Raw genomic sequence first — 23,735 nt, 5'->3', positions numbered from 1 at the left:
AACCCACGGTACACATTCACCCACTATTGACCGCGGCATCTGGACATGGGCGCCGAAGGCTGAAAATGTGTCCCTGCGTCGTCGCGACAAGGGGGCTTATCGCAGCGGGGGAGAATGACGCTCACATTGGAGGATATTGCCGGCCATCCGGCATTGCATCGCTGTGTCCGCGTCCAGGCGCAGGCGATGAACCGGACCTACGAGACGAACCCGCGGCTTTCCTCGGTGTTCGCCACGCAGCAACGCTGGCTGATGGCCCATATCGGTCTCGCACTGCATTTCAGGCGAGAGCCAGACGACTATCGCAAGGAGCTGACGGCGGCGCGTTTCATCGATGTGATCGGCCAGCATTCCGTGGCCAGCCGCAACACGGCCGACGCCTTCATCAAGGAGATGCTGCACTACGGTTTCATCGAGTATGTGCCCGCGCCACAGGACGGCCGCATCCGCCCGCTGCGGCCGCCGCTGGCCTCGCTGGAGCCGGTTACCCTGTGGCTGTTGGCACATCTGCACACACTGGACAGTCTCGACGGTGCGGACCGCGTGGCCCGGTTCCTGGCACGGCCGGACGCACTCGCCAGGGTGCAGCCTGGGATTGCCGATGGCTTGCTCTCGTCCCATCCGGTGCGCGAGCCCAAACAGACCTTTTCGCTGTTTACCTGGCTCAACAATGGCGGCGTCGTCATGGACTGGCTGTTCTCAGGCGTCGATCCCGACCATGCCGACCGCGATCGGATCCCGACCGGCATCGTCTCGATCGGCGATTTCGCCAATTGGCTGAAATTGTCGCGAACGCACCTCGCGCGCAAGCTGCGCGATGCCGAGAACCTCGGCAGTGTAGGCTGGCTCGGCCAGCGCGGCAATTCGGTGATGTGGGTGTCGCGCGATTTCCATCAGGAATACATCACCGCCCAGGCAGTGAAGCTGGCCATCATCGACGCCGCCTTCGCCGAAGCCTTTGGCTCGACGGCAGGCCGTTGAGGGGTGCGGCATCCCCCGCACGGGGGATGCACGAATCCGTCACGCCCGTTAGCACTCCAATGGCCACCATGCGCGGCGCCATGATCGGCGAGGACCCGTATGAAGAGACGCCACGAAAAGCCGACGCTGGACAAGCCTCAGAAGCTGTCCAGCATCACGGCGGCGTCTACACCTTCCGCCTGTGTCGATTGATGCTCGCTTAGCTTGATCGACACTGACCCCTGGTAAGCCTGGGTCTTCTCAATCGATGTCGAACGAGACGCCCTGGGCGAGCGGCAGGGCCTTGGAATAGTTCACCGTGTTGGTGGCGCGGCGCATATAGGCCTTCCAGGCATCGGAGCCGCTCTCGCGGCCGCCGCCGGTTTCCTTTTCGCCGCCGAACGCACCACCGATTTCCGCCCCCGAAGTGCCGATATTGACATTGGCGATGCCGCAGTCCGAACCGTCGACACCGAGGAAACGCTCGGATTCCTGCAGGTCGCGGGTGAAGATCGACGAGGACAGGCCGGCACCGACCGCATTGTGCTCGTCGAGCACAGCGTCGAAATCCGAATATTTCATCACATAGAGGATCGGCGCGAAGGTCTCTTCGGTCACCGGTGAAACCTGCTGCGGCATCTCGACCAGCGCCGGATGCACATAATAGGCATCCGGGTGGCCGTTTTCGACCCGCGCGCCGCCGGTCACCTTGCCGCCATGGGCGGTGGCTTCCTTGAGGGCCTTCTGCATGGCGTCGAAGGCGGCCTTGTCGATCAGCGGCCCGACCAGCGAAGAGGTCTCGAGCGGATTGCCGACCGAAACGCTCTGATAGGCCTTCTTCAGCCGCGGCAGCAGCGCGTCATAGACGCTTTCATGCACGAACAGGCGCCGCAGCGTCGTGCAACGCTGCCCGGCCGTGCCCATGGCGCCAAAGGCAATGGCGCGCAGCGCCATGTCGAGATCGGCTGTCGGACAGACGATGCCGGCATTGTTGCCGCCAAGTTCCAACACGGCGCGAGCGAAGCGCTTGGCCAGCCGCGGCCCGACATCCCGGCCCATGCGGGTCGAGCCGGTGGCCGAAACCAGCGGCACCTTGGGATGGTCGACCAGGATTTCGCCGACGGCCCGATCGCCGATCAGCACCGGCGCCAAGCCCTGCGGCGCGTCAGTGCCGAAACGCTTCACGGCGCGCTTGAAGATCGCCTCGCAGGCGAGCGCGGTCAGCGGCGTCTTCTCCGACGGCTTCCACACCACCGCGTCGCCACAGACCAGCGCCAGCGCCGCGTTCCACGACCACACCGCGACCGGAAAGTTGAAGGCCGAAATGACGCCGACGACGCCGAGCGGATGCCACGTTTCCATCATGCGATGGCCCGGACGCTCGGTCGCGATGGTCAGACCATACAACTGCCGCGATAGACCGACGGCGAAATCACAGATGTCGATCATCTCCTGCACTTCGCCCAGACCTTCGGACGGAATCTTGCCGACCTCGATCGACACCAGCCGGCCAAGCTCGGCTTTGTGCGTACGCAACTCCTCGCCGAGAAGCCGCACGAGTTCGCCGCGCTTCGGGCCCGGCACCAGCCGCCAGGTCTGGAACGCCTTGTGAGCGGTATCGATGGCCTTGGCCGCATCGGCCGGCGAGATCGTTGTCAGCGCCGCGATCTCTTCGCCCGTCACCGGGCTGCGCACGATAAGGTCGCCGCCGACAAGCGCGTCCTTGGCCACACCCAGTTTCGCCAGAAGCTCGGCCGTTTCCTTCGCTATGGTCATTCTTGTTCCTTTCAGATCCCATCATATGGCGTCGGGTCAAAACCTTCGCCATGCCGCCCGCATGCCGAAAAGGCACTTCAGGCACAATCATGGCGTGGCCTTACTCGTTTCAAGGGAAAATCGCCACCCCGGCATGGTCCAAGGCCAAATGACACGATTGATCCAGGCGACACGAACGGCCATAGGGGCAAACGTGGCTCAGTTGGCCTTTTTCGCCGGCGTGCGCACGGCACCGTCCTTCATCAAACGGTCGATATGCATGCGGATATGGGCCGCTTCCGCCGCCGTGTTGGCAAGAGCGATAGCGCGGTCGAAGGCGACCCGCGCCTCCTCGCCCCGGTCGAGCTGCATAAGCAGCCCGCCCTTCAGGCCGAAGAAGTGGAAATAGCCGGAAAGCCTAGGCTCCAGCGGCTCGATCATGGCAAGCGCGGCTTCCGGGCCGCGCACCTTGGACACCGCCACCGCGCGGTTGAGTGTGATGACCGGCGACGGCTGCATCTGTTCGAGCAGGCCGTACAGCAAGTCGATCTCCACCCAGTCGGTATCCTCGGCCTTCTCTGCCCGGGCATGCAGCGCGGCGATCGCGGCCTGGATCTGGTAGGGGCCGGGCTTGCGATGGCGCAACGCCTTGTCGACCAGCGCCAATCCCTCGTCGATCATCTTGCGGCTCCACATCGAGCGATCCTGGTCCTCGAGCAGCACGATCTCGCCGTCCTCGTCGAAACGGGCCGGTGCGCGGGCATGCTGCAGCAAAAGCAGCGCCGTCAGTCCCATGATCTCCGGCTCGGTCTGGAACAGCCGCAGCAACAGCCGGGCGAGCCGGATCGCCTCCTCGCACAGCGGCGCCCGGGCCGGGGCCTCGCCGCTGTTGGTCGAATAGCCTTCATTGAAGATCAGGTAGACCATGGCGGCGACAGCGGCGAGCCGTTCGGAGCGCTCGACCGCGCCAGGCGTCTCGAACGGCACGCCGGCATCGGCAATGCGCGCCTTGGCGCGGGTGATGCGCTGCTCCATGGCGCTCTCGCCGACCAGGAAGGCGCGCGCGATCTGCTTTACGGTGAGACCGGAGACGATGCGCAGCGCGACCGCTATCTGTTGCGTTGCCGGCAAATCGGGGTGGCAGCAGATGAAAAGAAGCCGCAATATGTCGTCGCGATAGTGCGCGCCGTCCAGCCGCTCGGCGATATCGCTCTCGGCATCTTCCAGATCGGAGATCTGGTCCTCTTCCGGCATCGGCGCCTGCTTGGCACGCTTGCGCACCGCGTCGATGCCGCTGTTGCGGCCGACAAAGATCAGCCATGCCGCCGGATCACGCGGCGGCCCGTTCTGCGGCCAGTTCTTCAATGCCCTGAGGCAGGCATCCTGGAAAGCTTCCTCCGCCGTGTCGAGATCGCGGAAATAGCGCAGCAGCGCACCCATCGCCTGCGGGCGGGCGGAGCTGATCGCCGAGCTGATCCAGGCAAGTTCGGTCATACGGCCACCTTGGTGGGGTTGAACACCGAGACCGGCCGGATCTCATAGGAGCCGCCGCTCGGATTGACCTCGGAGAGCTCACGGGCGAATTCGACTGCCTCGTCGAGGTCGGCGCATTCCAGCGTGTAGAACCCGAGGAACTGCTCCTTGGTCTCGGCGAATGGTCCGTCGATGACGATCGCCTCGCCCTTGACCTTCCGCAGCGTCGTCGCTGCCGTCGTCGGCAAAAGCCGCGCCACGGGACCGAGCCGGCCGGCCTTGGCGTACTTGTCCTGGACGTTGAGGAGATTGGCCATGACTTCGTCGTCCTGCGCCTTGTTCCAGGAGCTGACGACGTCTTCGGAGGCATAGCAGAGGATGGCATAAAGCATGATTGGCCCTTTATCTCAGTCAAAGGACGAAACAGTAGGACCGATCCCGACACGACGTCGACAAAAAAATCCGGATGGACACCGCCAATTGCTGCCAGTCACCGTTCGTGCGTCTGCAGCCACCGCAGCACGAGAACTTCCTCGTCATCGAGACCGTCTATCGACCGTTTGCGCTTGTTGGCTTCCGCCATTTCGGCCAGCAGCCGTCCCTGCGACCAGGCCTCGAAAACGCGCGGGTGGATATAGCATTTGCGACAGACGGCACGGGTGTTGCCCAGCCGCTCGGCGACCTTGTCGATGACGCTGTTCATCGCCCGCTTTTGCTGTGCCTGGCTTTCCGGCAGCTCCGTCCGCGCGAACAGCGACGCGGCATGTATGGTGCCGCCCCACGTGCGGAAATGCTTGGAGCTGAACGCATCGCCGGCAGCGTCCCTGATGTAGCGATTGACGTCGTCGGAACGGACAGGCCGCCTGTTGCCGCCCTCGTCCAGATACTGGAACAGCTTCTGGCCAGGCAGCTCCTGCGCCCCCCGCACGATCCCGGCAATGCGGCGATCGACCAGCTTCAATTTCCATTCCTTGCCGGATTTGCCCCTGAAGGCGAAGCGCAGGCTCGAGCCCACGATATCGACATGACGGTCTCGCAACGTCGTCAGCCCAAAACTCTTGTTGTCGCGCGCATAGGCGGCATTGCCGACGCGGATCATCGTGTTGTCGAGCGGCGACGACACGCTCGAACGGCAGTCCGCGACGGCGCAGATCGCTGTCAATCATGCCCCGCAGGCCCGGCAGGCTTTCGGCAAAGGCGACAAGGCTAGAATATTTGGCGCCGTCGCGTTCTTCGGCCCATTGCGGATGATAGCGATACTGCTTGCGGCCCCGTTGATCCCGACCGGTCGCCTGGATATGGCCATCGGCATCGGGCGAGATCCAGACATCGGTCCAGGCCGGCGGAATGACGATCGCCTCGATGCGCGCCCTTGCGGCATCCGAGACCGCTTTCCCGTCCGGTCGCTTGTAGGAAAACCCGTTGCCGACCTTCAGCCGGCGTATGCCGGGTTCGGCGTCGCTGACATAGGTCAGTGCGGCGTGTTGGGCCGAGCTGTGCCCATGCCGGCCGAGGCTGTCTTCCTCTGCGGATGACCGTCGAAAATTCGCCTTCGGCTTGTCCAGCATGATGTCTCCACCAGATCCGATCCGAAGATAAGCAACGGATACGCCACCGGTTCCGAAGAAGTTGCTGGATTGCCGTTATTCCGTGATGCCGCTCGCAAGGTCGGCCATCCACATCCCGCCATCATCGATATGGATCGGCTGGTAATCACGCCCCGGCGAAATGGTCTCGAACCGGGCATCGGTTTCGTCGGCTAAATAGTCGTAGCCGATATCCTGCATCTCATGATTGGGATCGAGATGCTGATACAGTGCCTGTCGGCCGAGACGTCGCCTGGGTTCGATCATCTTCAGATGGTACAGGTTGAGACCACTATCTCGCTCCTTGAACGCAAGGTCCGCAGGGTACCAAAGTCCATGCAGATCCTTTGCTTGGTAGTGTATCGGATCGTAAGCGCTGAAAAGGCGATGTTGCATTTTGTCACCCCACAGGCCGTCAACCCTGTAATCCGTTGAGGAATACATCTCGCGGAACCGGAAGCCCCATGCGGTCCTTCGGCGGCGATCCGTCAGTTGCCCGATGCGCTCGGCCGCTGCGCGCTCCAGCCTCTCGTCAGGGTCGACAGCCAGAATCCAATCGGCTCCCGCATCATTCGCGGCTTCGAGCAGCAATTGCCGTCGCTGCGTCTCGCTGCTGAAAACGCCTTCCGCTTGACGATCGTCGAAGGCTATCCAGCCGTCGACAACGGAATCCAGATTGGCAATCAGATCGGGAACCAGATGCGCATCATAGCGATAGCTGAAGACAGCAATTGTTCGCTGGCGCGTCCATAACAGTCTGCCGCGTCGCCAGCGCCTTGGCTTGATGTGGCTAGAGATCATTCTTGGCTCGCCCCGCCATTTTCAACTGGGCGCGAGCGCCTCGATAAACGCCGAGCGATTTCGCCAACAACGCCAACAGCACGATCGGCATCGAGCGCCTGGCGAAAGCCAGCTCCGCGCCAGACAGTCCAATCTGCACCAATCTTCGAACCTGACGGCGATCGCTGAAAGTATTGCGGGCAAGCCGAAGAGGTTTGGAGGGGGTCGTCCCTGTGTAGTAGGCGCCAGTGCGATAGCCGCGCCGATACTGGTCGACGAGCAAACCAAGCAAGCACGTTTGGTTGCGATGAATAGTTTTGACCCGTGGGTACCAGAGTGGCTCGAGTTCCGGCGGCAGCCGCTTCAAAAAATCGGTGTCCTCGGCAACCCGCATCGATTCGTCGAACACGCCGTACTTTTCGAACAACCGGCGATCGAAGGAGACACCGTAGCGAAGCGCAAGCTCCGCGGGCAGGCCAGGAAGCCGGCGGACGAACAAGGCAAGATATGCGGCACAGGCAAATGGATTTTGAGGATGGCTGTTCAAGATCGCGCTCGACACCATCGGGGCGCCGGACAGATGCTGAGATAACCGCGCCTCTGCCCAATCGGGGCAGGCGAGGCAATCATCCGCAAGAAATGCAACAAATGGCGCCTTCGTGGCGGCAATACCGATATTGCGCGCTGCCCCGACAAATAGCCGGTGGGAAATTTCAATCACCGGCACATCCAAACCCGCCTCAGACAGAAGCGACTTGGCGTCGCCTCCGCCAGAGTTGACCACCAATATCTCGAGAGCCACGCCTTGATCGATGAGCGATCTCACCGATCCGATCATGCTTGGTGGCGCACGATAGCCAATCACAACGACCGCCAAATTCGGCTTGGCTGTCATAAAGCACTTTGCAAGGGGATTCTTGGCGCCGAAAACCATCGCCAGCAGGAGACTTTGGCCTTGTAACGCATACAACGCCAAGCATCCGACGGTCGCTTGGGCGCGGCGGCGGCCACGGCCAGGAAGCGCGCGGCCATATCCAGGTTCCCGCGAGCGTAGTGAACACGGGCGATTTTGAGGGCGACGAGCCCTTCCCGGGTCTTGAGCGCCGAGACGGGGATATCGCTGTCGACGAGTTTGCGCAATTCCTTGCGCCACTCCAGGAAGCGTCGCACGGGATTGATCGTGAACCGATTGTCGGAACGTTCAACGGAAACCTCGTAGATCATGACCGGCTGCGGGATCATGCCAAGAGATGCTTTGCTCATCAGCCGTGCCCAGAACAGCGTGTCCTCATCATAGGCAAGGCCGACCGGAAACCGCGTCTCGCCGATCAGGTGCCGGGATGCGAGCACGCTGCCCACGGCGACTGACCTGATATCGCCCTTAACATAGGCCGAGGCATTGGCCAGGCACCCTGTTTGGTAGCCATTGGGCACTTTGATCTGCCGATCCTGGCCATTCACCCGTCGCCGGTAGGCACCAACGATCATGCCGGCTTCCGGCTGGCTCTCCGCCTGCCGCAGCAGCGCGCGCAATCCGCCCTGGAGATGCAAATCGTCGGCGTCGATCAGGTACACCCAGGGATGGAGCGCTTGTGCCAGCGCGACGTTGCGGGCGCCTCCGGCATCGCGGCAAGCGGCCGGCAGAACGCGCAACGGCAGTCCGAGTTGCGCCGACGTCTCCCGTGTCACATCAGCCGTGTTATCGGTCGACGCGTCGTCTACCAGCAAGACCTCGCCGATGACCTCGGCTTCACTGCCAAGCGACGCCAGCGTTCTCGCAATGGTTGCCGCCGCATTGTGAGCAGGAATGACGACGCTGACCGCTTTCAATTACAAGACCCCGCGTCCGTGCGTTCTACCAGTACAATTGGCTGTCCCTCGAAACGACTATAGATTAGCGGCCCCTTCCGCATTTGAGAAGTCGCTTCGCTCTCCAGAATTGCAGCCGCGGAACGCCTCGCGCATTTCGACTCGCTTTCACGTCTTCTCCAATACAACCGGAATGACGTCGACAGCTTGCTCGCCGACCTGTCCGCCGGTGGTTTTCAGCACCCCAACGATCGGTGCCACGTCGGAATAGTCGCGGCCGTAGCCGACGGTTATATGGTCGTTGCTGGCTCGCATGCCGTTGGTCGGGTCGAATTCCTGCCAGCCGGCGTCACGCCCGCACCAGACCTTGACCCAGGCATGCATGGCATCGGCGCCTTCCAACCGCGGCTTGCCCTTTGGCGGGATGGTGCGCAGGAAGCCGCTGACATAGCCGGCCGGAATGCCGAGCCCGCGCAGCCCGGCGATCATGATGTGCGAAAAATCCTGGCAGACGCCGCGCTTCAGCCTGAAGGCAACGCTGGCGCGGGTCCGCACCGTGGTTGCCTCGCCGTCATAGGTGAAATCGCGATAGATGCGGTTGCACAAATTCATCGCCGTCCCGGCTGCCGAGGTGCCGACGCTGTCCAGCGCATAGTAGGTGATCGCACCGTCGAGGCCGGAATGAGCGCTTCCCGCCAGAAAATGGTGCGGGGACGCGGACGCCAGCGATCGCACCGCGGCCAGTTCCTGCCTCAGACGCCCGATATCAGGCGACACGTCGAGCCCCGGCTCGGGCCGCGACACCGAAACGCGCGCGCTCATCCTTATGTCGAGTTCATCATGCGCATCGCGAAAGGCGATCGAGGTGACGTTGTTGCCGAAGAAATCGGAAAAATCCGACCGTTCGTTGGGCGCCGGTGCGAAAGACAGGGATGCCGCGATCACGCGCTGGACCCCTGGTATCGTCGACGGCAGCACACGGATCTGATGGCGGCCGCCGCCCGCCGCCGCCGCATAGTCGTAATGGAGGTGAAGCCTGATGTCGTAAAGCATGCCTACTTTTCTTGTTTTGTCGCAGGTTCTTGTCGCAAAACCGCGCGACACTTTCGCGGAACCTGCTTAGCCGAAATAGGCCTTGGAAAGGCTGTTGTAGAGGCCGCCGATTTCGTAGGCGAGTTCGTCCAGCGCCTCTGCGGTCATGTCCGAAGGCTCCTTGATGGCGATGGCCGTGTTGAGTTGCAGGATCTCCTTCGCCGCCGGCGACATGTGCCCCTCGCCGCCGACCGACGGCAGCAGCCCGATCTCCGCCTTCAGCCTTTCCAACTGGAACAGGATGGAGCGCGGATTGAGCGGATCGAGCGCCAGGAGATCGATCACCGTGCGCCGGCCGGCCTGCACCGGATATTGGCGGCGGTGGGTCATGACGCTGTCGCCGATCTCGAGTATCATGTCGAGCGCGCCGTCCGGCGCCTTGGTGCGGGTCAGGCGGGCAAGCGTACGGGCAATCTGGATGCCGCGCTCCAGCCGCCGGCCGATCTCGAGGAACCGCCAGCCGGCGAAACGGTACATATTCTCGTGCAGCAGACCGGAAAAACCGGCGAGCTTGCGCAGGATCACCGTCATGGCCCGCGTCGCATCGTCGCCCGGTGCCACCGTCGTGGCAAACTGATGGATAGTCTTCGACAGGTCCTTGAGCGCCAGCCAGCCATCGGGCGAGAAGCGGTCGCGGATCTGGCCGGCACTGTAGACGGCACTGTCGAGCGTGCCGATCAGCCCCAGCGGGATCGCCGTATCGACATCGATGCCGAATGGTTCGAGATAATCCCTGATGTCGGCCAGCAGCGGCATGTCGGGGTCGGATGTTTCGGCGAGCCGCACGTGATAGGCGCGCAGGATGCGCACCGTGTCTTCCGAGCGTTCGATATAACGGCCGAGCCAGGTCAGGTTTTCCGCCGCGCGGCTGGGCAAGCTGCCCGGCCTGGTGCGGGTGAAACTGTCGCCCTCTTGCGGCAGCAGCGTCTCGCGTTCCACCGGCCGGTCGCTGACCACCCAGACGTCGGCCGCATGGCCGCCGCGCTGCATGGCGAGCGCCGTCGGGTCGAGCGAGAGGCCGACGCGGGCAAAGCCGCCCGGCATCACCGTCCAGCCCTCGGGCGTGCGCGCCAGATAGACGCGCAGGCTTGCCGGCCGCGGCTCCAGCCAGCCGCCGGCATAGACGGGTGTCGTCGACAGCGTCACCGCTTCCTGGCCGACGAAGGCGTCGCCGTCCTCTTCGATGCGCGCCACCAGTTCCGCCCGCTCTCCGGCCGACAGCGCCGAACCGAGCGTGGTCTGGCCATCATCCTCGAAGGCAAGCCTGGTCGACAGCGCCGGGCCGATCACCATGCGGTCGATATTGGCAAGCACATGGGCGCGTTCGGCCGCTTGCCCGCACCACCATGTCGCGACACTCGGCAGCAACAACTCCTCGCCACGCAAGGCGCGTGAAATCTTGGGCAGGAAGGCAAGCAGCGCCCGCGTTTCCATCAGGCCGGAGCCCAATGCATTGACCGTCGAAACCGCCCCTTGCCGGATCGCCTCGACCAGCCCCGGCGTGCCGATCTGCGAATCCGAGCGCAATTCGAGTGGATCGGCGAAGGCGGCGTCGAGGCGCCGCCACAGCACGCTGATCGGCATCAGGCCGGAAACGGTGCGCACCATCAGCCTGCCGCCGGAGACGGTCAGATCCTCGCCTTCCAGCAGCATGATGCCGAGATAGCGGGCGATGTAGGCGTGCTCGTAGTAGGTTTCGTTGAGTGGCCCCGGCGTCAATATGGCGACGCGGCCGTCGCTTTCCCGGGCCATGCCGATCAGCGCATCACGGAAACGGCGGAAGAAGCCGGCGAGCCGGTGCACATGCATTTCGCCATAGATGTCGGACAATGCGCGCGTGGTGGCGACGCGGTTTTCCAGCGCGAAGCCGGCCCCCGATGGCGCCTGAGTGCGGTCACCCAGCACCCACCACTGGCCGTCCGGCCCACGGCCAAGTTCGAATGCGCAGAAATGCAGATAATGGCCGCCAGCCGGCGTGGTGCCCACGACAGGCCGCAAATATTCGGGGCTGGCCGCGATCAATCCCGCCGGCAAGATGCCTTTTTCGATGAGCCGGTTCGGCCCATAGATATCGGCGATGGTTTCCTCGAACAGCTCGGCGCGCTGGACGAGCCCGGCACTGATCGCGGCCCATTCGGCGTCTTCTATGAGCAGCGGCACATGCGCCAGTGGCCATTCGCGCTCATTGGCGCCGGCCTTGTCATAGACCCGGTAGTAGACGCCGGCATCGCGCAGATACTGGTCGGCGCGAGCAAAGCGCTGGCCGAGCTTTTCAGGCCCCAGTTCGTCGAGCGCCTCGATGAAATGCTTCCAGACCGGGCGGGGATTGCCGGCGGCGTCGACCATCTCGTCGACGACACCGTCGATCGGCCGGTAGTGCTCCAGCAGGCTGTGGACCTGCGGCTTGCCGCGTACCCTTTTGTGATTCCCCTTTGCCATGTCCGATCACAGTCTGGGCGGGCGCCGAAGGTCAAGGGTCATCGGGAAATCTTCCCCCGGCTGTTCCTCGCGCAGCACATAGCCCGATGGTGTGTGGCCGCGCGGTTCGAAGCGGGCGAGCCGTCGCGCTTCCGCCTCGTTGCCGTTCACCGGGAAGGTATCGTAGTTGCGCCCACCGGGATGCGCGACATGGTAGACGCAGCCGCCGACCGCCCGGCCTGACCAGCGGTCATAGATGTCGAAGACCAGCGGCGTGTTGACCGGCAGCGCCGGATGCAGGCCCGAAGCCGGCTGCCAGGCCTTGAAGCGCACACCGGCCACCGCCACCTCACGGTTGTCCGTCACCTTCATCGGTACGATGCGGCCGTTGCAGACGATGGCATGGCGCTCGGGATTGAGACCTTCGGTCTTGACCTGCAGCCGCTCGACCGAGGAATCGACGAAGCGAACGGTGCCGCCGATCGCGCCCTGCTCGCCCATGACATGCCACGGCTCCAGCGCCTGCCGCAGCTCCAGCTTGATGCCGGCGTGCTGGACCTCGCCGCAGAAGGGAAAGCGGAATTCGAGCTGGGCGTCGAACCATTCGGGCCGGAATTCGAAGCCGTTGAGCTTGAGGTCATCGAGCACGTCGAGAAAATCGGCCCAGACATGATGCGGCAGCATGAAGCGGTCATGCAACGAGGTGCCCCAGCGCACGAAACGGCCGTCGAGCGGGTTCTTCCACGCGCGGGCAATGATCGCCCTGACCAGCAATTGCTGCGCCAGGCTCATGCGCGCATTGGGCGGCATCTCGAAACCACGGAACTCGACCAGTCCCAACCGACCGGTCGGCCCATCCGGCGAGAACAGCTTGTCGATGCAGATTTCCGAGCGATGCGTATTGCCGGTGACGTCGGTCAAAAGATTGCGGAACAGCCGGTCGACCAGCCAAGGCAAAGGGGCGTTGCCTTGATCTGGGTGCGGCACCTGCGCCATCGCGATCTCAAGCTCATAGAGCGAATCGTGACGCGCCTCGTCGAAGCGCGGCGCCTGGCTGGTCGGGCCGATGAACAGGCCCGAGAACAGATAGGACAGCGAGGGATGCCGCTGCCATTGCAGCACCAGGCTCTTCAACAGATCGGGCCGGCGCAGGAACGGGCTGTCATTGGGCGTCGCGCCGCCGACCACGACATGGTTGCCGCCGCCGGTGCCGGTGTGGCGGCCATCGATCATGAACTTGTCGGCGCCAAGCCGCGTCCGCCGCGCCTCCTCATAGATCGCCGTGGTCGTCGCCACGCAATCCTGCCAATTCGACGCCGGATGGATGTTGACCTCGATGACCCCGGGGTCGGGCGCGACGCGGATGACATTGAGGCGCGGATCGTGCGGCGGACCATAGCCCTCTATGTGCACGGGCAGGCCGATGGCCCTTGCCGCATTCTCGGCGGCGGCGACCAGTTCGAGATAATCTTCAAGCGCCTCGACCGGCGGCATGAACACGCACAGCCGCCCATCGCGCGGCTCGACCGAAAGCGCGGTGCGCACGGCGCCGCCGATCTCGGTGATCTCCTGCTCGACCCGATCCTGCTGACCGGTGGCCGCCGTGAACGAGGCCGCATGCTGGCGCCTTGCCATTTCGTCGGCGCCTTCGAGCTCGGCCGGAGCCGCTGTGGGCAGGATAGCTTCACGCGTCGGCAGCGCCCCACGCGGCAACGACGGATCGACCGGCACGATATAGGGATACTGCGCCGGCGGCACATGGGGCAGCGTTCCGAGTGGCAAGCGATAGCCAACCGGTGAATCGCCAGGGACGAGAAACAGCCGGCCGCGCCGCGTTTTCCACTTTTCCGAGCGCCAGCGCGGCCCCGACGCCTGGCTGTTCCAGCGCTGCACCGGCAGCACATAGCCAGATGGCTTGGTCAGACCGCGTTCGAACACTTTCGCCATGCGGCTGCGTTCTTCCGGGTCTTCCAGCTTCGAATTGGACGGATCGACATTTTCAGGCAGCTTGCCTTCCTTGAGCAACCATTCGGCCGGATCCTCATAGGCTTCGCTGACCATGGCCTGGTCGATACCGAGTTCACCGGCAATCGCGGTGAGCAGGCTTTCGGCCTGTTTCGGACCGATATCGGCCGAACTCTTTTCGCGGGCGATCAGCGACGGATCGCTCCACACCGGCTGGCCGTCGGTCCGCCAGTAGAGCGAGAAGGTCCAGCGTGGCAGGCTTTCGCCCGGATACCACTTGCCCTGGCCGTAGTGGAGAAAGCCGCCCGGTGCGAAACGCTCGCGCAGCCGGCGGATCAGCGCATCGGCCTTTTCGCGCTTGGTCGGGCCGACGGCGGCGGTGTTCCATTCGGCGGACTCGAAATCGTCGATCGACACGAAGGTTGGCTCGCCGCCCATCGTCAGCCGCACGTCGCCTTCGCCAAGTGCTGCATCGACCTTGTTGCCGAGCGCGTCGAGCGCCTGCCAGCTTTCATCCGAGAATGGTTTGGTGATGCGCGGATGCTCGGCAATGCGGTCGACCCGCATGTCGAAGCCGAATTCGACATTGGCAAAGCTTGCCATGCCGGAAATCGGTGCCGCGTTGCGGAAATGCGGCGTCGCTGCCAGCGGCACATGGCTTTCGCCGGTCAAGAGGCCCGAGGTCGGGTCGAAACCGATCCAGCCCGCGCCGGGCAGATAAACCTCGCACCAGGCATGCAGGTCGGTGAAATCGACCGATGTCCCGGCTGGCCCATCCAGCGCGACGAGGTCCGGTTTGAGCTGGATCAGATAGCCGGAGACGAAGCGCGCGGCGATGCCGAGATTGCGCAGGATCTGCACCAGCAGCCAGCTCGAATCCCGGCACGAGCCCTTGCCGGCCGCCAAAGTTTCCTCCGGCGAAAACACGCCGGTCTCCATGCGCACGATATAGGCGATCTCGCGTTGCAGACGCGCATTGAGGTCGACGAGGAAATTGACGGTGTTGGGCGCGCTACGGTCGATGGTTTTCAGAAACGCCGAGAGCAGCGGCCCCGCCGGCTCCGGTGTCCGGTAGATGGCGAGATCATCCCTGATCTCTTCCGGATACTCGAACGGAAATGTCTCGGCCGACGGTTCGACGAAAAAATCGAACGGATTATAGACTGTCATGTCGGCGACGAGGTCGACCTCGATCTTCAGTTCGCTTACCGGCTCCGGAAACACGAAACGGGCAAGGAAATTGCCGTAGGGGTCCTGCTGCAAATTGACGAAGTGGTTCGCCGGTTGGACCTTGAGCGAATGGCTGAGCACCTTGGTTCGGGAATGCGGCGCCGGCTGCAGCCTGATGATCTGAGGCCCGAGCACCACCGGCCGGTCGTATTTGTAATGGGTCAGATGGTAGACGGCTGCCAGAATTGCCATGGGGCCCCGGGGATCGCGTTTAACTGGCCGAACCCTGACACAAGTCCCGGGCATTCTCCAAGCACAGATGTTGCGGTGCACCTAATTTAAGCAGCGCTGCCGGCTAAGCTGTGTCTAGATTCAGGTCAGGCCGAGTCGAAAATGGTTGATACCGAGAACCGGACCGGAGCGTACTTTCGTACGTGAGGTCGATCCTACTGCGGCCACGCAGTAGGATCAGGGAAGCGGAGGTATCAGCCATTTGCAGGCCGGCCTCATCTGGATATCGGCGCAGCTCAGAAGAATGCCTGGATACCCGTCTGCGCCCTTCCCAGGATCAGAGCATGCACGTCATGCGTGCCCTCATAGGTGTTGACGGTCTCCAGATTCTGGGCGTGGCGCATGACGTGGTATCCGATCTGGATGCCGTTGCCGCCATGCATGTCGCGGGCCTGGCGGGCGATGTCGAGCGCCTTGCCGCAATTGTTGCGCTTGACGATCGAGATCATTTCCGGCGCCATCTTGCCTTCATCGAGCAAGCGCCCGACGCGCAACGATGCCTGCAGCCCAAGCGCGATCTCGGTCTGCATGTCGGCGAGCTTCTTCTGGTAGAGTTGCGTGCCGGCCAGCGGCTTGCCGAACTGCTTGCGGTCGAGGCCGTACTGGCGGGCGCGATGCCAGCAATCCTCAGCCGCGCCCATCGAGCCCCAGGAAATGCCGTAGCGAGCCCGGTTGAGGCAGCCGAACGGACCACCAAGGCCCTTGGCGTTGGGCAGCAGCGCGTCCTCGCCGACCTCGACGCCTTCCATCACCACTTCGCCGGTGATCGACGCCCGCAGCGACAGCTTGCCACCGATCTTCGGCGCCGACAGCCCCTTCATGCCCTTTTCGAGCACGAAGCCGCGGATCTCGTCCTTGCCGTTGTCGCCCTTCAGCTTCGCCCAGACCACGAACACGTCGGCGACCGGCGCGTTGGAAATCCACATCTTGGAGCCGGAGAGCTTGTAGCCCTTGGCGATCTTTTCCGCGCGGGTCTTCATGCCGCCCGGGTCGGAGCCGGCATCCGGCTCGGTCAGGCCGAAACAGCCGATCCACTCGCCGCTGGCGAGCTTGGGCAGATACTTCTTGCGCTGTTCGTCCGAGCCATAGGCATGGATCGGATACATCACCAGCGACGACTGCACCGACATCATCGAGCGGTAGCCGGAATCGACGCGCTCGACTTCCCGCGCCACCAGCCCGTAAGTCACATAGCTGGCGCCGAGCCCGCCGAACTCTTCCGGAATGTTGATGCCGAGCAGTCCGGCCTCGCCCATTTCGCGAAAGATCGCCGTGTCGAAGGTCTCGTTGAGATAGGCCTCCTCGATGCGCGGCGCGAGCTTGTCGGCGGCGAAGGCCGCCGCACCGTCTCGCACCATGCGCTCGTCTTCCGAAAGCTGGTCCTCGATCAGGAACGGATCTTCCCAGACGAATGCATTCTTGTCGGCGGCCATGGCTTCTGGTCCTCGAAAACGGGTGAAGCCCGGCTTATCGGCCTCCAGCCTGAAAAAATCAAACGAAATTGCTTCACCGATCAATGAGCGTTAGGAATAGATCATGAGTGTCCAGCGCCGCCTCCTGCCCAACATCAGCGCCCTCGCCGCCTTCGAGGCGGTGGCTCGCCTTGGGTCTTTCACCGCAGCCGCCCAGGAACTGGATCTGACCCAGGGCGCCGTCAGCCGGCAGATCAGCGCCTTGGAAGACCAATTCGGGCGCCGATTGTTCGAGCGCGACAGCCGCAACGTCCGGCTGTCAACGGCAGGAGAAATTTATGCCGAAGCGGTGCGTTCGGCACTTGGCCAATTGCGTGATGCAGCCCTTGGATTGATGAGCAATCAACATGGTGGCATCCTGAACCTGGCCATACTGCCGACCTTCGGCACACGTTGGCTGATGCCGATGATCCCCGACTTCGTCGAAAACAATCCCGATATCACCATAAACTTCGTCACCCGTGTCGGCCGCTTCGACTTCGCCAGGGAGCGGCTGGACGCGGCCATCCATTACGGCTTGCCGGACTGGCCGGAAGCGGACTCGACGCTTCTTGTTCGCGAAACCGTGGCGCCGGTGGTGTCGCCGGCATTCCTCGCCGACCGCGCCATCGCCACCCCTGCCGATATCGGCCGCCTGCCCCTGCTGCACATGGCGACGCGCCCTGGCGCCTGGACCGAATGGTTTGAGCATCAGGGCCTCAGCGCGCCAACCGGACCGGGCATGCAGTTCGAACAATTCGGCACCGCCGCCCAGGCCTGCATGGCCGGGCTCGGCGTGGCGCTGTTGCCGCTGCTCCTGATCGCCGGCGAATTGCAACGCGGCCAGCTTGTACCGGCGCCCGGCCAGCCGATGCAAAGCCGCAGCGCCTATTATCTCGTCGTCCCGCACGACAAGCGCGGCCATCCGCCCGTCGCCAGTTTTCGAGACTGGCTGCTTGGCCATGTTGAGAAGGACCCTGCGGTCCTTGCTTGGTAGCTACTTCCGCTTCAGCGCGTCCGCCAAGGCCGCGCCGAACGCGCCTTGCTGGGCCGCCGGGCGCTCCGGCGGGCGTTGCGGCGCTGGCGAGCGTGGCGCCGGCCTGCCGCCGCCATTGTCGCGCGGCCCGCCTTTCGAGGCACCGCCCTCGCCGCCGTCCTTGCGCATGGAAAGCGCGATGCGCTTGCGCTTGATGTCGACGTCGACGACGCGCACCTTGACCACATCCCCCGCCTTGACCACCTCATGCGCGTCCTTGATGAAGCGGTCGGCCAGTTGCGAGACATGCACCAGCCCATCCTGATGGACGCCGATATCGACGAAGGCGCCGAAAGCGGCGACATTGGTGACGGTGCCTTCCAGGAGCATGCCGGGCTTCAGATCCTTGATGTCGTCGACGCCGTCGGCGAAGGTCGCCGTCTTGAAGCCGGGACGCGGATCGCGGCCGGGCTTTTCCAGTTCGGCAAGAATGTCGCGCACCGTCGGCAGGCCGAAACGCTCGTCAACGAAGACGCGCGGATCGAGCGCCTTGAGCGCGGCACTGTCACCCATCAGCGAGCGCACGTCGCGGCCGCAGGCGGCGACTATCTTCTTGGCCACGCCATAGGCTTCCGGATGCACCGACGAGGCGTCGAGCGGCTCGCTGCCATTGGCAATGCGCAGGAAGCCGGCGGATTGTTCGAATGCACGTGGTCCAAGGCGGGACACCTTCAACAGGTCCTTGCGGCTGGCGAAAGGCCCGGTCGCGTCGCGATGCGCGACGATGGCGTCGGCCAGCGACGCGCCAAGGCCCGAGACGCGCGCCAGCAGCGGCGCCGAAGCGGTGTTGAGATCGACGCCGACCGCATTGACGGCATCCTCAACCACCGCTTCCAGCGAGCGGCCGAGCCGGTACTGGTCGACATCGTGCTGATACTGGCCGACGCCGATCGATTTCGGTTCGATCTTGACCAGTTCGGCCAGCGGATCCTGCAGACGCCGAGCGATCGACACCGCGCCGCGCAGCGACACGTCGAGACCGGGGAATTCCGCCGCTGCCGTCGCCGACGCCGAATAGACCGAAGCGCCGGCCTCGCTGACAATCACCTTGAGCGGTTTCGGCCCACCGTCGGAAGGCATATCGGACAGCATGTCCGCCACCAGCTTTTCGGTTTCACGGCTACCGGTGCCGTTGCCGATCGAAATCAGCTCCACCTTGTGCTGGCGGATGAGCCTGGCGAGTTCCGCCTGCGTGCCGCGTACATCATTCTTCGGCGGGAACGGATAGACCGTCGTCGTCGCCACCAGCTTGCCGGTGCCGTCGACGATCGCCACCTTGACGCCGGTGCGGATACCAGGGTCGAGCCCCATGGTCGGCCGCGAGCCGGCGGGCGCTGCAAGCAGCAGATCCTTGAGGTTGCGGGCAAAGACGTGGATCGCCTCTTCCTCGGCCCGCTCGCGCAGATCGCGCATCAGATCGAGCGTCAAGTGCAGCGAAAGCTTGATGCGCCAGGTCCAGCCGGCGACGTCCATCAGCCAGCGGTCGCCCGGCAGGCTGGCGCCGATGGCATAGGCGTTGGCGATCATTCGCTCGACCGGCTTCACCGGTGAGGTGTCATCGGCATCGACCTCGATGTCGAGCGACAGCACCTCCTCGTTGCGGCCTCGCAGCATGGCCAATGCACGGTGGCTTGGCACAGTGGCCCAGCGCTCGACATGGTCGAAATAGTCGGAGAATTTGGCCCCGGCCTCCTGCTTGCCGTCGACCACCCGGGCGCGCATGAAGGCGCGGTCCTTCATATAAGTCCGCAATTTGCCGACCAGGTCGGCATTCTCGGCAAACTGTTCCGACAGGATGTCGCGGGCGCCCTCAAGCGCCGCCTTGGTATCGGCCACTTCCTCAGTGACATAGGCCAGCGCCGCCTCGGCGGGCACCAGCGACCGGTTCGCAAGAATGGCCTCCGCCAGCGGCCCGAGCCCGCGCTCACGGGCGATCTCGGCCTTGGTGCGGCGCTTGGGCTTGTAGGGCAGGTAGATGTCCTCCAGTTCCGCCTTCGTGGCGGCGGCGGCGATCTTGCCCTCGAGTTCGGTGGTCAGCTTGCCCTGCTCGCGGATGGAACCAAGGATGGTGTCGCGGCGCGCATCGAGTTCGCGCAGATAGGCGAGCCGCTCGGCAAGGTCGCGCAGCTGTGTGTCGTCGAGCCCGCCGGTCACTTCCTTGCGGTAGCGGGCCACGAACGGCACCGTCGCGCCCTCGTCGAGCAGTTCGATCGCCGCGGCCGCCTGTTCCGGCCGCGCCTTGATCTCGGTCGCGATGATGGCGGCGATGCGCTTGATATCAGATGCCATGTCGTTCCTATCGTCACCAAAAGAGCGGCGACCATAGGCGCAGATGACCGCCCCGCCAACCGCGACGTTTTCAGCCATCGCAGGCGGTCCACAGGAAAGCATGCGGCAACGGGATCGCGCCCGACGGGTCAGACCAGCCGAGTCAGCCCTTCGAAGAAGGCGACGATTTCGAGATCCAGTGGATCGTCCACCGGCTCCGGCTGTGACGACATCTTGGCGATCACCACTTCGGTCCTGGGATCGACATAGAGCCACTGCCCATGGATGCCGATGCCGCAATAGGCGCCGTTCGCGAAGCCGGTCTGATACCATTTGTTGCGGTAGCGGCCTTGCGGAAACAGCGGCACCATCGATCCGCGCTGCCATGCCTCGGAACTGCCGCCCGTGACCGTCGTATCGCGTACCCAGGCCTCCGGCACGATGCGGCTTCCATTGACGGTGCCGCCTTGCCGCATCATTTCGCCGACACGCGCCAGGTCGCGCGGCGTCACCGAAATGCCGCCGGCGGTGCGCGCCGTGCCTTCCATGTCGACGCCGATCGAAGCCTCGCTGACGGCGCCGAGCGGCAGCCACAGTCTCTCGCGCATGAGGTCGGTGAAACGCTGGCCGGATGCGCGTTCGAGCAGCAGCCCGAGCAGGTCGGAATTGGGCGAGCGGTAGCGGAAAGTCTGGCCATGCGGCTCGGCCAGCCGCTGCAGCGTCAGGATGAATTCGCGCAGGCTTTCCGTGCCGCCGCCCGGGTTCCACAGCGTCGCGCGGCGATAGCGGGCAAAGGCGCTTTCCGGGTCGAGATAGGCCTCCTCGAAGTCGAGGCTGACACTCATGTCGAGCACATGCCGGCAACTCGCATCGCCATAGGCCGAACCGACGGCTTCGGGGATGTACTGCGTAACCGGCGCTTCGGGATCGAACACGCCCTCGCCTTCCAATATGCCGGCAATGATGGCGGTCACCGACTTGCTGATCGAGAAGATGATGTGGCGGGCGCCGAAATCCATATGCGGCGCGAACCAGTCGCCAATGATCTTGCCGCCTTTCATCACCGTCAGCGCGTCGGTGCTCGAGCGCGCGAGGAAGTCGGCCACTGTCTCCGGTGCGCTCCCCACCGAAACCTTTTCGCCGAGCAACCCGCTGAAATCCCGCACGGGTGCCTCGGCACTACCCGATGTAGCGGCCACGCGTGCCGTCGGCACCAGTTCGCCAAGGTTCTGAAACGCCCATCGATTGAACGGATTTTCCCGCCAGTTGGAAAGCAGCACCTCGTTGCGGCGGAAGCCGTAGCGGGTCTCGAACGCGGTCTTGCCGGTCATGGCGTTTCCTTCCAGGTCGTTTCTTATGGGGGCTAGGCCAGTGCGGCGGCGATGGCGTGCACGGCCTTCAGTGTCGCGGCGGAATAGGCGAGGCTGCTGAAATCCGGCCAGGTCGAAAGCTTCACCACGACCATTCCTGTGTTCCAGTCGATGTGGATCATCTGCCCGAACACACCCCGGCACATCAGCGCGCGCGAGCGGGGATTCTCGATCCAGAACTGGTTGCGATAGCTGCCTTCCGGCAGGCTGGGGCTGAAGTCCGGCCCATGCCTGCCATTGCGCGTCGCCTCGATCCAGTCGGCCGGCACGATGCCGCCACCATTGTCGAGGATCAGCTGGCCAAAGCGGCCATAGTCGCGCAGCGTCGCATTGAAGCCGCCATCGGCCACCGCATAGCCGGCGCTGTCGACGGTGAAGCAGGCGCTTTCATCGGCGCCGAGCTTCTGCCAGAGTTCATCCGAAACCAATTGCGCCAGACGCATGCCCGTTACCCGCTCCATGAGGAAAGCGAGCACGTCCGTCTCGATCGAGCGGTATTCGAACTCGGCGCCATGCGGGCGGACCGTGTCCTTCAAGCCCAGGATCAGCTCGAACATGTGCGAGGGCCAGCGGAAATCCGGATCGCTGCCTGGCGGCACCGGCTTCCAGCCGGTGGCGACATCGACCTGGCCGATATCGGAATAGCGGTCGGTGTATTCCTCGGAGAAACGCACGCCTGTCGTCATGTCGAGCACATGCTGGACGCTGGCGCCGCCCCAGCCGGTGGCAGCGAGTTCCGGCAAGTAATCGGTCACCGGCCTCGCCGGGTCGATCAGGCCGCGTCCAGCCAGTATGCCGAACACCGAACCGGTGATGGACTTGGCCATCGATTGCGACAGGTGCAGCGTGCGCTCGTCCATACCGTTGAAATAGCGCTCATAGGCAACCTTGCCGTGCTTGAGCACCAGGAAGCCGTCCGTATAGGTCTCGTCGAGCAACCCGGCGAGCGTTGTCGGCTTGCCCTCGCTATCCTCGACCGCCAGCCCGTCGAGATCGACCTCGGCGCGTTCGAGGCGGTGGCGATGGCCGTTGCCGCGCCAGACTTCGGCGGTCGGCAGGATTTCCCTGATGTGCTGGAACGCCCAGCGGTTCCACGGCGGCCGGTCCCAGTCGAGCTTCGGCGGAACCATGGCGGGCGGCGAGCCTTGCATGATCGGCGTCCGCGGATCGCTGTTGCGATAGGATGTCATGGAACCCTCCCGTAAGCGCAAAGAAGGGAGGCCGAAGCCTCCCTTCCGCTGGACTTCAGACCGAACCTATTTGCGCAAATTGGTCCAGATCTTGTTGTAGATCTCCACCACATCCGGCGGACACGGGGGGACGAATTCCGGCGTCGGCGCACCTGCCGGCGGGTTGATCTCCGGCGAATTGGCGAAATCCGCCTGCAGGAACTTGTGGCTGCCGGCAATGCCATTGTCATAGCCAGCGAATTCCGAGATCAGCGCCGCATTTTCCGGGGCCATGATGAAGTCCTGGAACAGCTTGGCGTTTTCGAGGTTCTTGGCGCCTTTCAGCACCGCGACGTTGTCCATCCAGCCTTCGATGCCTTCCTTCGGATAGGCGTATTTGATGGCCGGGATCTTCTGCCGCGAGCGATAGGTCGCGCCGTTCCACTGCTCGGTCACGATCACGTCGCCGGAGGTGATCTTGGTGATGGTGTCGTAGCTGAAGGTTTTCCACGACGGCTTGGCGGCCGTCAGGATGTCGTTGACCTTTTTCAGATTGGCCTTGTCGGCGCCACAGCGCGGCACGCCGGCATAACGCTCGGCCGCATGCATGACGGTGTTGACGTCGTCAAGGATGTTGATCTGGCCCTTCAGCTCCGCCGGCGGGTCGAAGAGGATGGCCAGCGTGTCGATGTTGCCCTTAAACTTGTCCGTGTTGACGGCGAACGCGGTGGTGCCGAACTGCCACGGCACAGTGTAGTGGCGCCCGTTGTCCCAATAGATATTGAGGAACCGTGGATCGATGTTCTTCCCGTTCGGCATCGCGTTGGGCTCGGTTTTTTCGAGCAGGCCCTCATCGATCATGATCTTCACCGTATAATCCGACGGCACCACGATATCGTAGCCGGAATTGCCGGCTCGCACCTTCGACAACATGGTTTCGTTGGAATCATAGTCGTCCAGCGTAACCTTGATGTTGTACTGTTTCTGGAACTTGTCGATCAGCTTGGGATTGGTGTAGTCACCCCAATTGTAGATATGCAACTCGCCGTCGGCGAGTGCCGGCACTGCCCACAAGAGCACTGCCGTCGAAACGGCGGCCATCAGTTTCCTAGACATTTTGTTCTCCTTTGCCTTCCCATTGA

Annotated in this window: 16 protein-coding genes and 1 pseudogene; 2 read left to right on the top strand and 15 right to left on the bottom strand. The window is 63.6% G+C overall.

Features of this window, described 5'->3' with window-relative positions:
- Positions 1–114 precede the first annotated feature (114 nt).
- Positions 115–981 (top strand): hypothetical protein, encoded by an 867-nt coding sequence (locus tag A3AU_RS0134215; protein ID WP_027056872.1) that lies wholly within the window; start codon positions 115–117, stop codon positions 979–981.
- A 240-nt stretch (positions 982–1,221) separates the two neighbouring features.
- Here the strand turns inward: A3AU_RS0134215 and amaB are convergent, their stop codons facing one another.
- The 11 genes and pseudogenes from amaB to A3AU_RS0134145 form a co-directional block, all read right to left on the bottom strand.
- Entirely contained in the window at positions 1,222–2,736 is a 1,515-nt protein-coding gene (gene amaB / locus A3AU_RS0134205; RefSeq protein ID WP_027056871.1) for an L-piperidine-6-carboxylate dehydrogenase, read from the bottom strand.
- 198 nt (positions 2,737–2,934) lie between these two features.
- Positions 2,935–4,209, bottom strand: coding sequence for an RNA polymerase sigma factor (locus tag A3AU_RS0134200; RefSeq protein ID WP_027056870.1), 1,275 nt, complete (start codon positions 4,207–4,209; stop codon positions 2,935–2,937).
- On the bottom strand, positions 4,206–4,580 hold the full coding sequence (locus A3AU_RS0134195) for a YciI family protein (RefSeq protein WP_027056869.1): 375 nt from the start codon (positions 4,578–4,580) through the stop codon (positions 4,206–4,208). Before A3AU_RS0134195 ends, A3AU_RS0134200 begins: the two co-directional genes overlap by 4 nt.
- Positions 4,581–4,678: 98 nt before the next feature.
- Positions 4,679–5,756 (bottom strand): annotated as a pseudogene (locus A3AU_RS1000000137175) (DNA topoisomerase IB).
- A gap of 75 nt (positions 5,757–5,831) precedes the next feature.
- On the bottom strand, positions 5,832–6,575 hold the full coding sequence (locus A3AU_RS1000000139440; RefSeq protein WP_154674726.1) for a glycosyltransferase family protein: 744 nt from the start codon (positions 6,573–6,575) through the stop codon (positions 5,832–5,834).
- Positions 6,565–7,449 (bottom strand): glycosyltransferase family 2 protein, encoded by an 885-nt coding sequence (locus A3AU_RS0134170; RefSeq protein ID WP_027056866.1) that lies wholly within the window; start codon positions 7,447–7,449, stop codon positions 6,565–6,567. The genes A3AU_RS1000000139440 and A3AU_RS0134170 overlap by 11 nt, the downstream gene beginning before the upstream one ends.
- The gene (locus A3AU_RS0134165; RefSeq protein ID WP_027056865.1) at positions 7,446–8,384 is read right to left on the bottom strand and encodes a glycosyltransferase family 2 protein; all 939 of its coding nucleotides are present in this window, start codon (positions 8,382–8,384) and stop codon (positions 7,446–7,448) included. Before A3AU_RS0134165 ends, A3AU_RS0134170 begins: the two co-directional genes overlap by 4 nt.
- 147 nt (positions 8,385–8,531) lie before the next feature.
- Positions 8,532–9,416 carry a transglutaminase family protein gene (locus A3AU_RS0134160; protein ID WP_027056864.1) on the bottom strand — a complete coding sequence of 295 codons (885 nt, stop codon included), beginning with the start codon at positions 9,414–9,416 and terminating at the stop codon, positions 8,532–8,534.
- 66 nt (positions 9,417–9,482) lie between these two features.
- Entirely contained in the window at positions 9,483–11,894 is a 2,412-nt protein-coding gene (locus A3AU_RS0134155) for a circularly permuted type 2 ATP-grasp protein (RefSeq protein WP_027056863.1), read from the bottom strand.
- Positions 11,895–11,900: 6 nt separating this feature from the next.
- Positions 11,901–15,260 (bottom strand): transglutaminase family protein, encoded by a 3,360-nt coding sequence (locus A3AU_RS0134150; RefSeq protein WP_027056862.1) that lies wholly within the window; start codon positions 15,258–15,260, stop codon positions 11,901–11,903.
- 275 nt (positions 15,261–15,535) lie between these two features.
- Positions 15,536–16,732 carry an acyl-CoA dehydrogenase gene (locus tag A3AU_RS0134145; RefSeq protein WP_027056861.1) on the bottom strand — a complete coding sequence of 399 codons (1,197 nt, stop codon included), beginning with the start codon at positions 16,730–16,732 and terminating at the stop codon, positions 15,536–15,538.
- A 103-nt stretch (positions 16,733–16,835) separates the two neighbouring features.
- Here A3AU_RS0134145 and A3AU_RS0134140 point away from each other — a divergent pair, with 103 nt between their 5' ends.
- Complete coding sequence (locus tag A3AU_RS0134140; RefSeq protein ID WP_027056860.1) at positions 16,836–17,747, top strand: LysR family transcriptional regulator; 912 nt, start codon at positions 16,836–16,838, stop codon at positions 17,745–17,747.
- Here the strand turns inward: A3AU_RS0134140 and A3AU_RS0134135 are convergent, their stop codons facing one another.
- From A3AU_RS0134135 to A3AU_RS0134120, 4 genes are all read right to left on the bottom strand, one after another.
- Entirely contained in the window at positions 17,748–20,075 is a 2,328-nt protein-coding gene (locus tag A3AU_RS0134135) for a Tex family protein (RefSeq protein ID WP_027056859.1), read from the bottom strand.
- Positions 20,076–20,203: 128 nt separating this feature from the next.
- The gene (locus A3AU_RS0134130; RefSeq protein ID WP_027056858.1) at positions 20,204–21,385 is read right to left on the bottom strand and encodes a serine hydrolase domain-containing protein; all 1,182 of its coding nucleotides are present in this window, start codon (positions 21,383–21,385) and stop codon (positions 20,204–20,206) included.
- Between the two features lie 32 nt (positions 21,386–21,417).
- Entirely contained in the window at positions 21,418–22,614 is a 1,197-nt protein-coding gene (locus tag A3AU_RS0134125) for a serine hydrolase domain-containing protein (protein WP_027056857.1), read from the bottom strand.
- A gap of 66 nt (positions 22,615–22,680) precedes the next feature.
- On the bottom strand, positions 22,681–23,709 hold the full coding sequence (locus tag A3AU_RS0134120) for an extracellular solute-binding protein (protein WP_027056856.1): 1,029 nt from the start codon (positions 23,707–23,709) through the stop codon (positions 22,681–22,683).
- Positions 23,710–23,735 lie beyond the last annotated feature (26 nt).

It is taken from the genome of Mesorhizobium erdmanii USDA 3471 (assembly GCF_000472705.1).
GTDB classification, from domain to species: domain Bacteria; phylum Pseudomonadota; class Alphaproteobacteria; order Rhizobiales; family Rhizobiaceae; genus Mesorhizobium; species Mesorhizobium erdmanii.
The sequence above is the reverse complement of the archived record's forward strand: the minus strand, read 5'-3'. Positions and strand labels throughout refer to the sequence as shown.

Bases quoted from the DNA above. Each gene is read 5' to 3' on its own strand.
- A3AU_RS0134170 (WP_027056866.1), bottom strand. From the start codon at position 7,449: ATGACAGCCAAGCCGAATTTGGCGGTCGTTGTGATTGGCTATCGTGCG.
- A3AU_RS0134140 (WP_027056860.1), top strand. From the start codon at position 16,836: ATGAGTGTCCAGCGCCGCCTCCTGCCCAACATCAGCGCCCTCGCCGCC.
- A3AU_RS1000000139440 (WP_154674726.1), bottom strand. From the start codon at position 6,575: ATGATCTCTAGCCACATCAAGCCAAGGCGCTGGCGACGCGGCAGACTG.
- A3AU_RS0134125 (WP_027056857.1), bottom strand. From the start codon at position 22,614: ATGACATCCTATCGCAACAGCGATCCGCGGACGCCGATCATGCAAGGC.
- A3AU_RS0134160 (WP_027056864.1), bottom strand. From the start codon at position 9,416: ATGCTTTACGACATCAGGCTTCACCTCCATTACGACTATGCGGCGGCG.
- A3AU_RS0134155 (WP_027056863.1), bottom strand. From the start codon at position 11,894: ATGGCAAAGGGGAATCACAAAAGGGTACGCGGCAAGCCGCAGGTCCAC.
- A3AU_RS0134120 (WP_027056856.1), bottom strand. From the start codon at position 23,709: ATGTCTAGGAAACTGATGGCCGCCGTTTCGACGGCAGTGCTCTTGTGG.
- A3AU_RS0134200 (WP_027056870.1), bottom strand. From the start codon at position 4,209: ATGACCGAACTTGCCTGGATCAGCTCGGCGATCAGCTCCGCCCGCCCG.
- A3AU_RS0134135 (WP_027056859.1), bottom strand. From the start codon at position 20,075: ATGGCATCTGATATCAAGCGCATCGCCGCCATCATCGCGACCGAGATC.
- A3AU_RS0134145 (WP_027056861.1), bottom strand. From the start codon at position 16,732: ATGGCCGCCGACAAGAATGCATTCGTCTGGGAAGATCCGTTCCTGATC.
- A3AU_RS0134195 (WP_027056869.1), bottom strand. From the start codon at position 4,580: ATGCTTTATGCCATCCTCTGCTATGCCTCCGAAGACGTCGTCAGCTCC.
- A3AU_RS0134215 (WP_027056872.1), top strand. From the start codon at position 115: ATGACGCTCACATTGGAGGATATTGCCGGCCATCCGGCATTGCATCGC.
- A3AU_RS0134150 (WP_027056862.1), bottom strand. From the start codon at position 15,260: ATGGCAATTCTGGCAGCCGTCTACCATCTGACCCATTACAAATACGAC.
- A3AU_RS0134130 (WP_027056858.1), bottom strand. From the start codon at position 21,385: ATGACCGGCAAGACCGCGTTCGAGACCCGCTACGGCTTCCGCCGCAAC.
- amaB (WP_027056871.1), bottom strand. From the start codon at position 2,736: ATGACCATAGCGAAGGAAACGGCCGAGCTTCTGGCGAAACTGGGTGTG.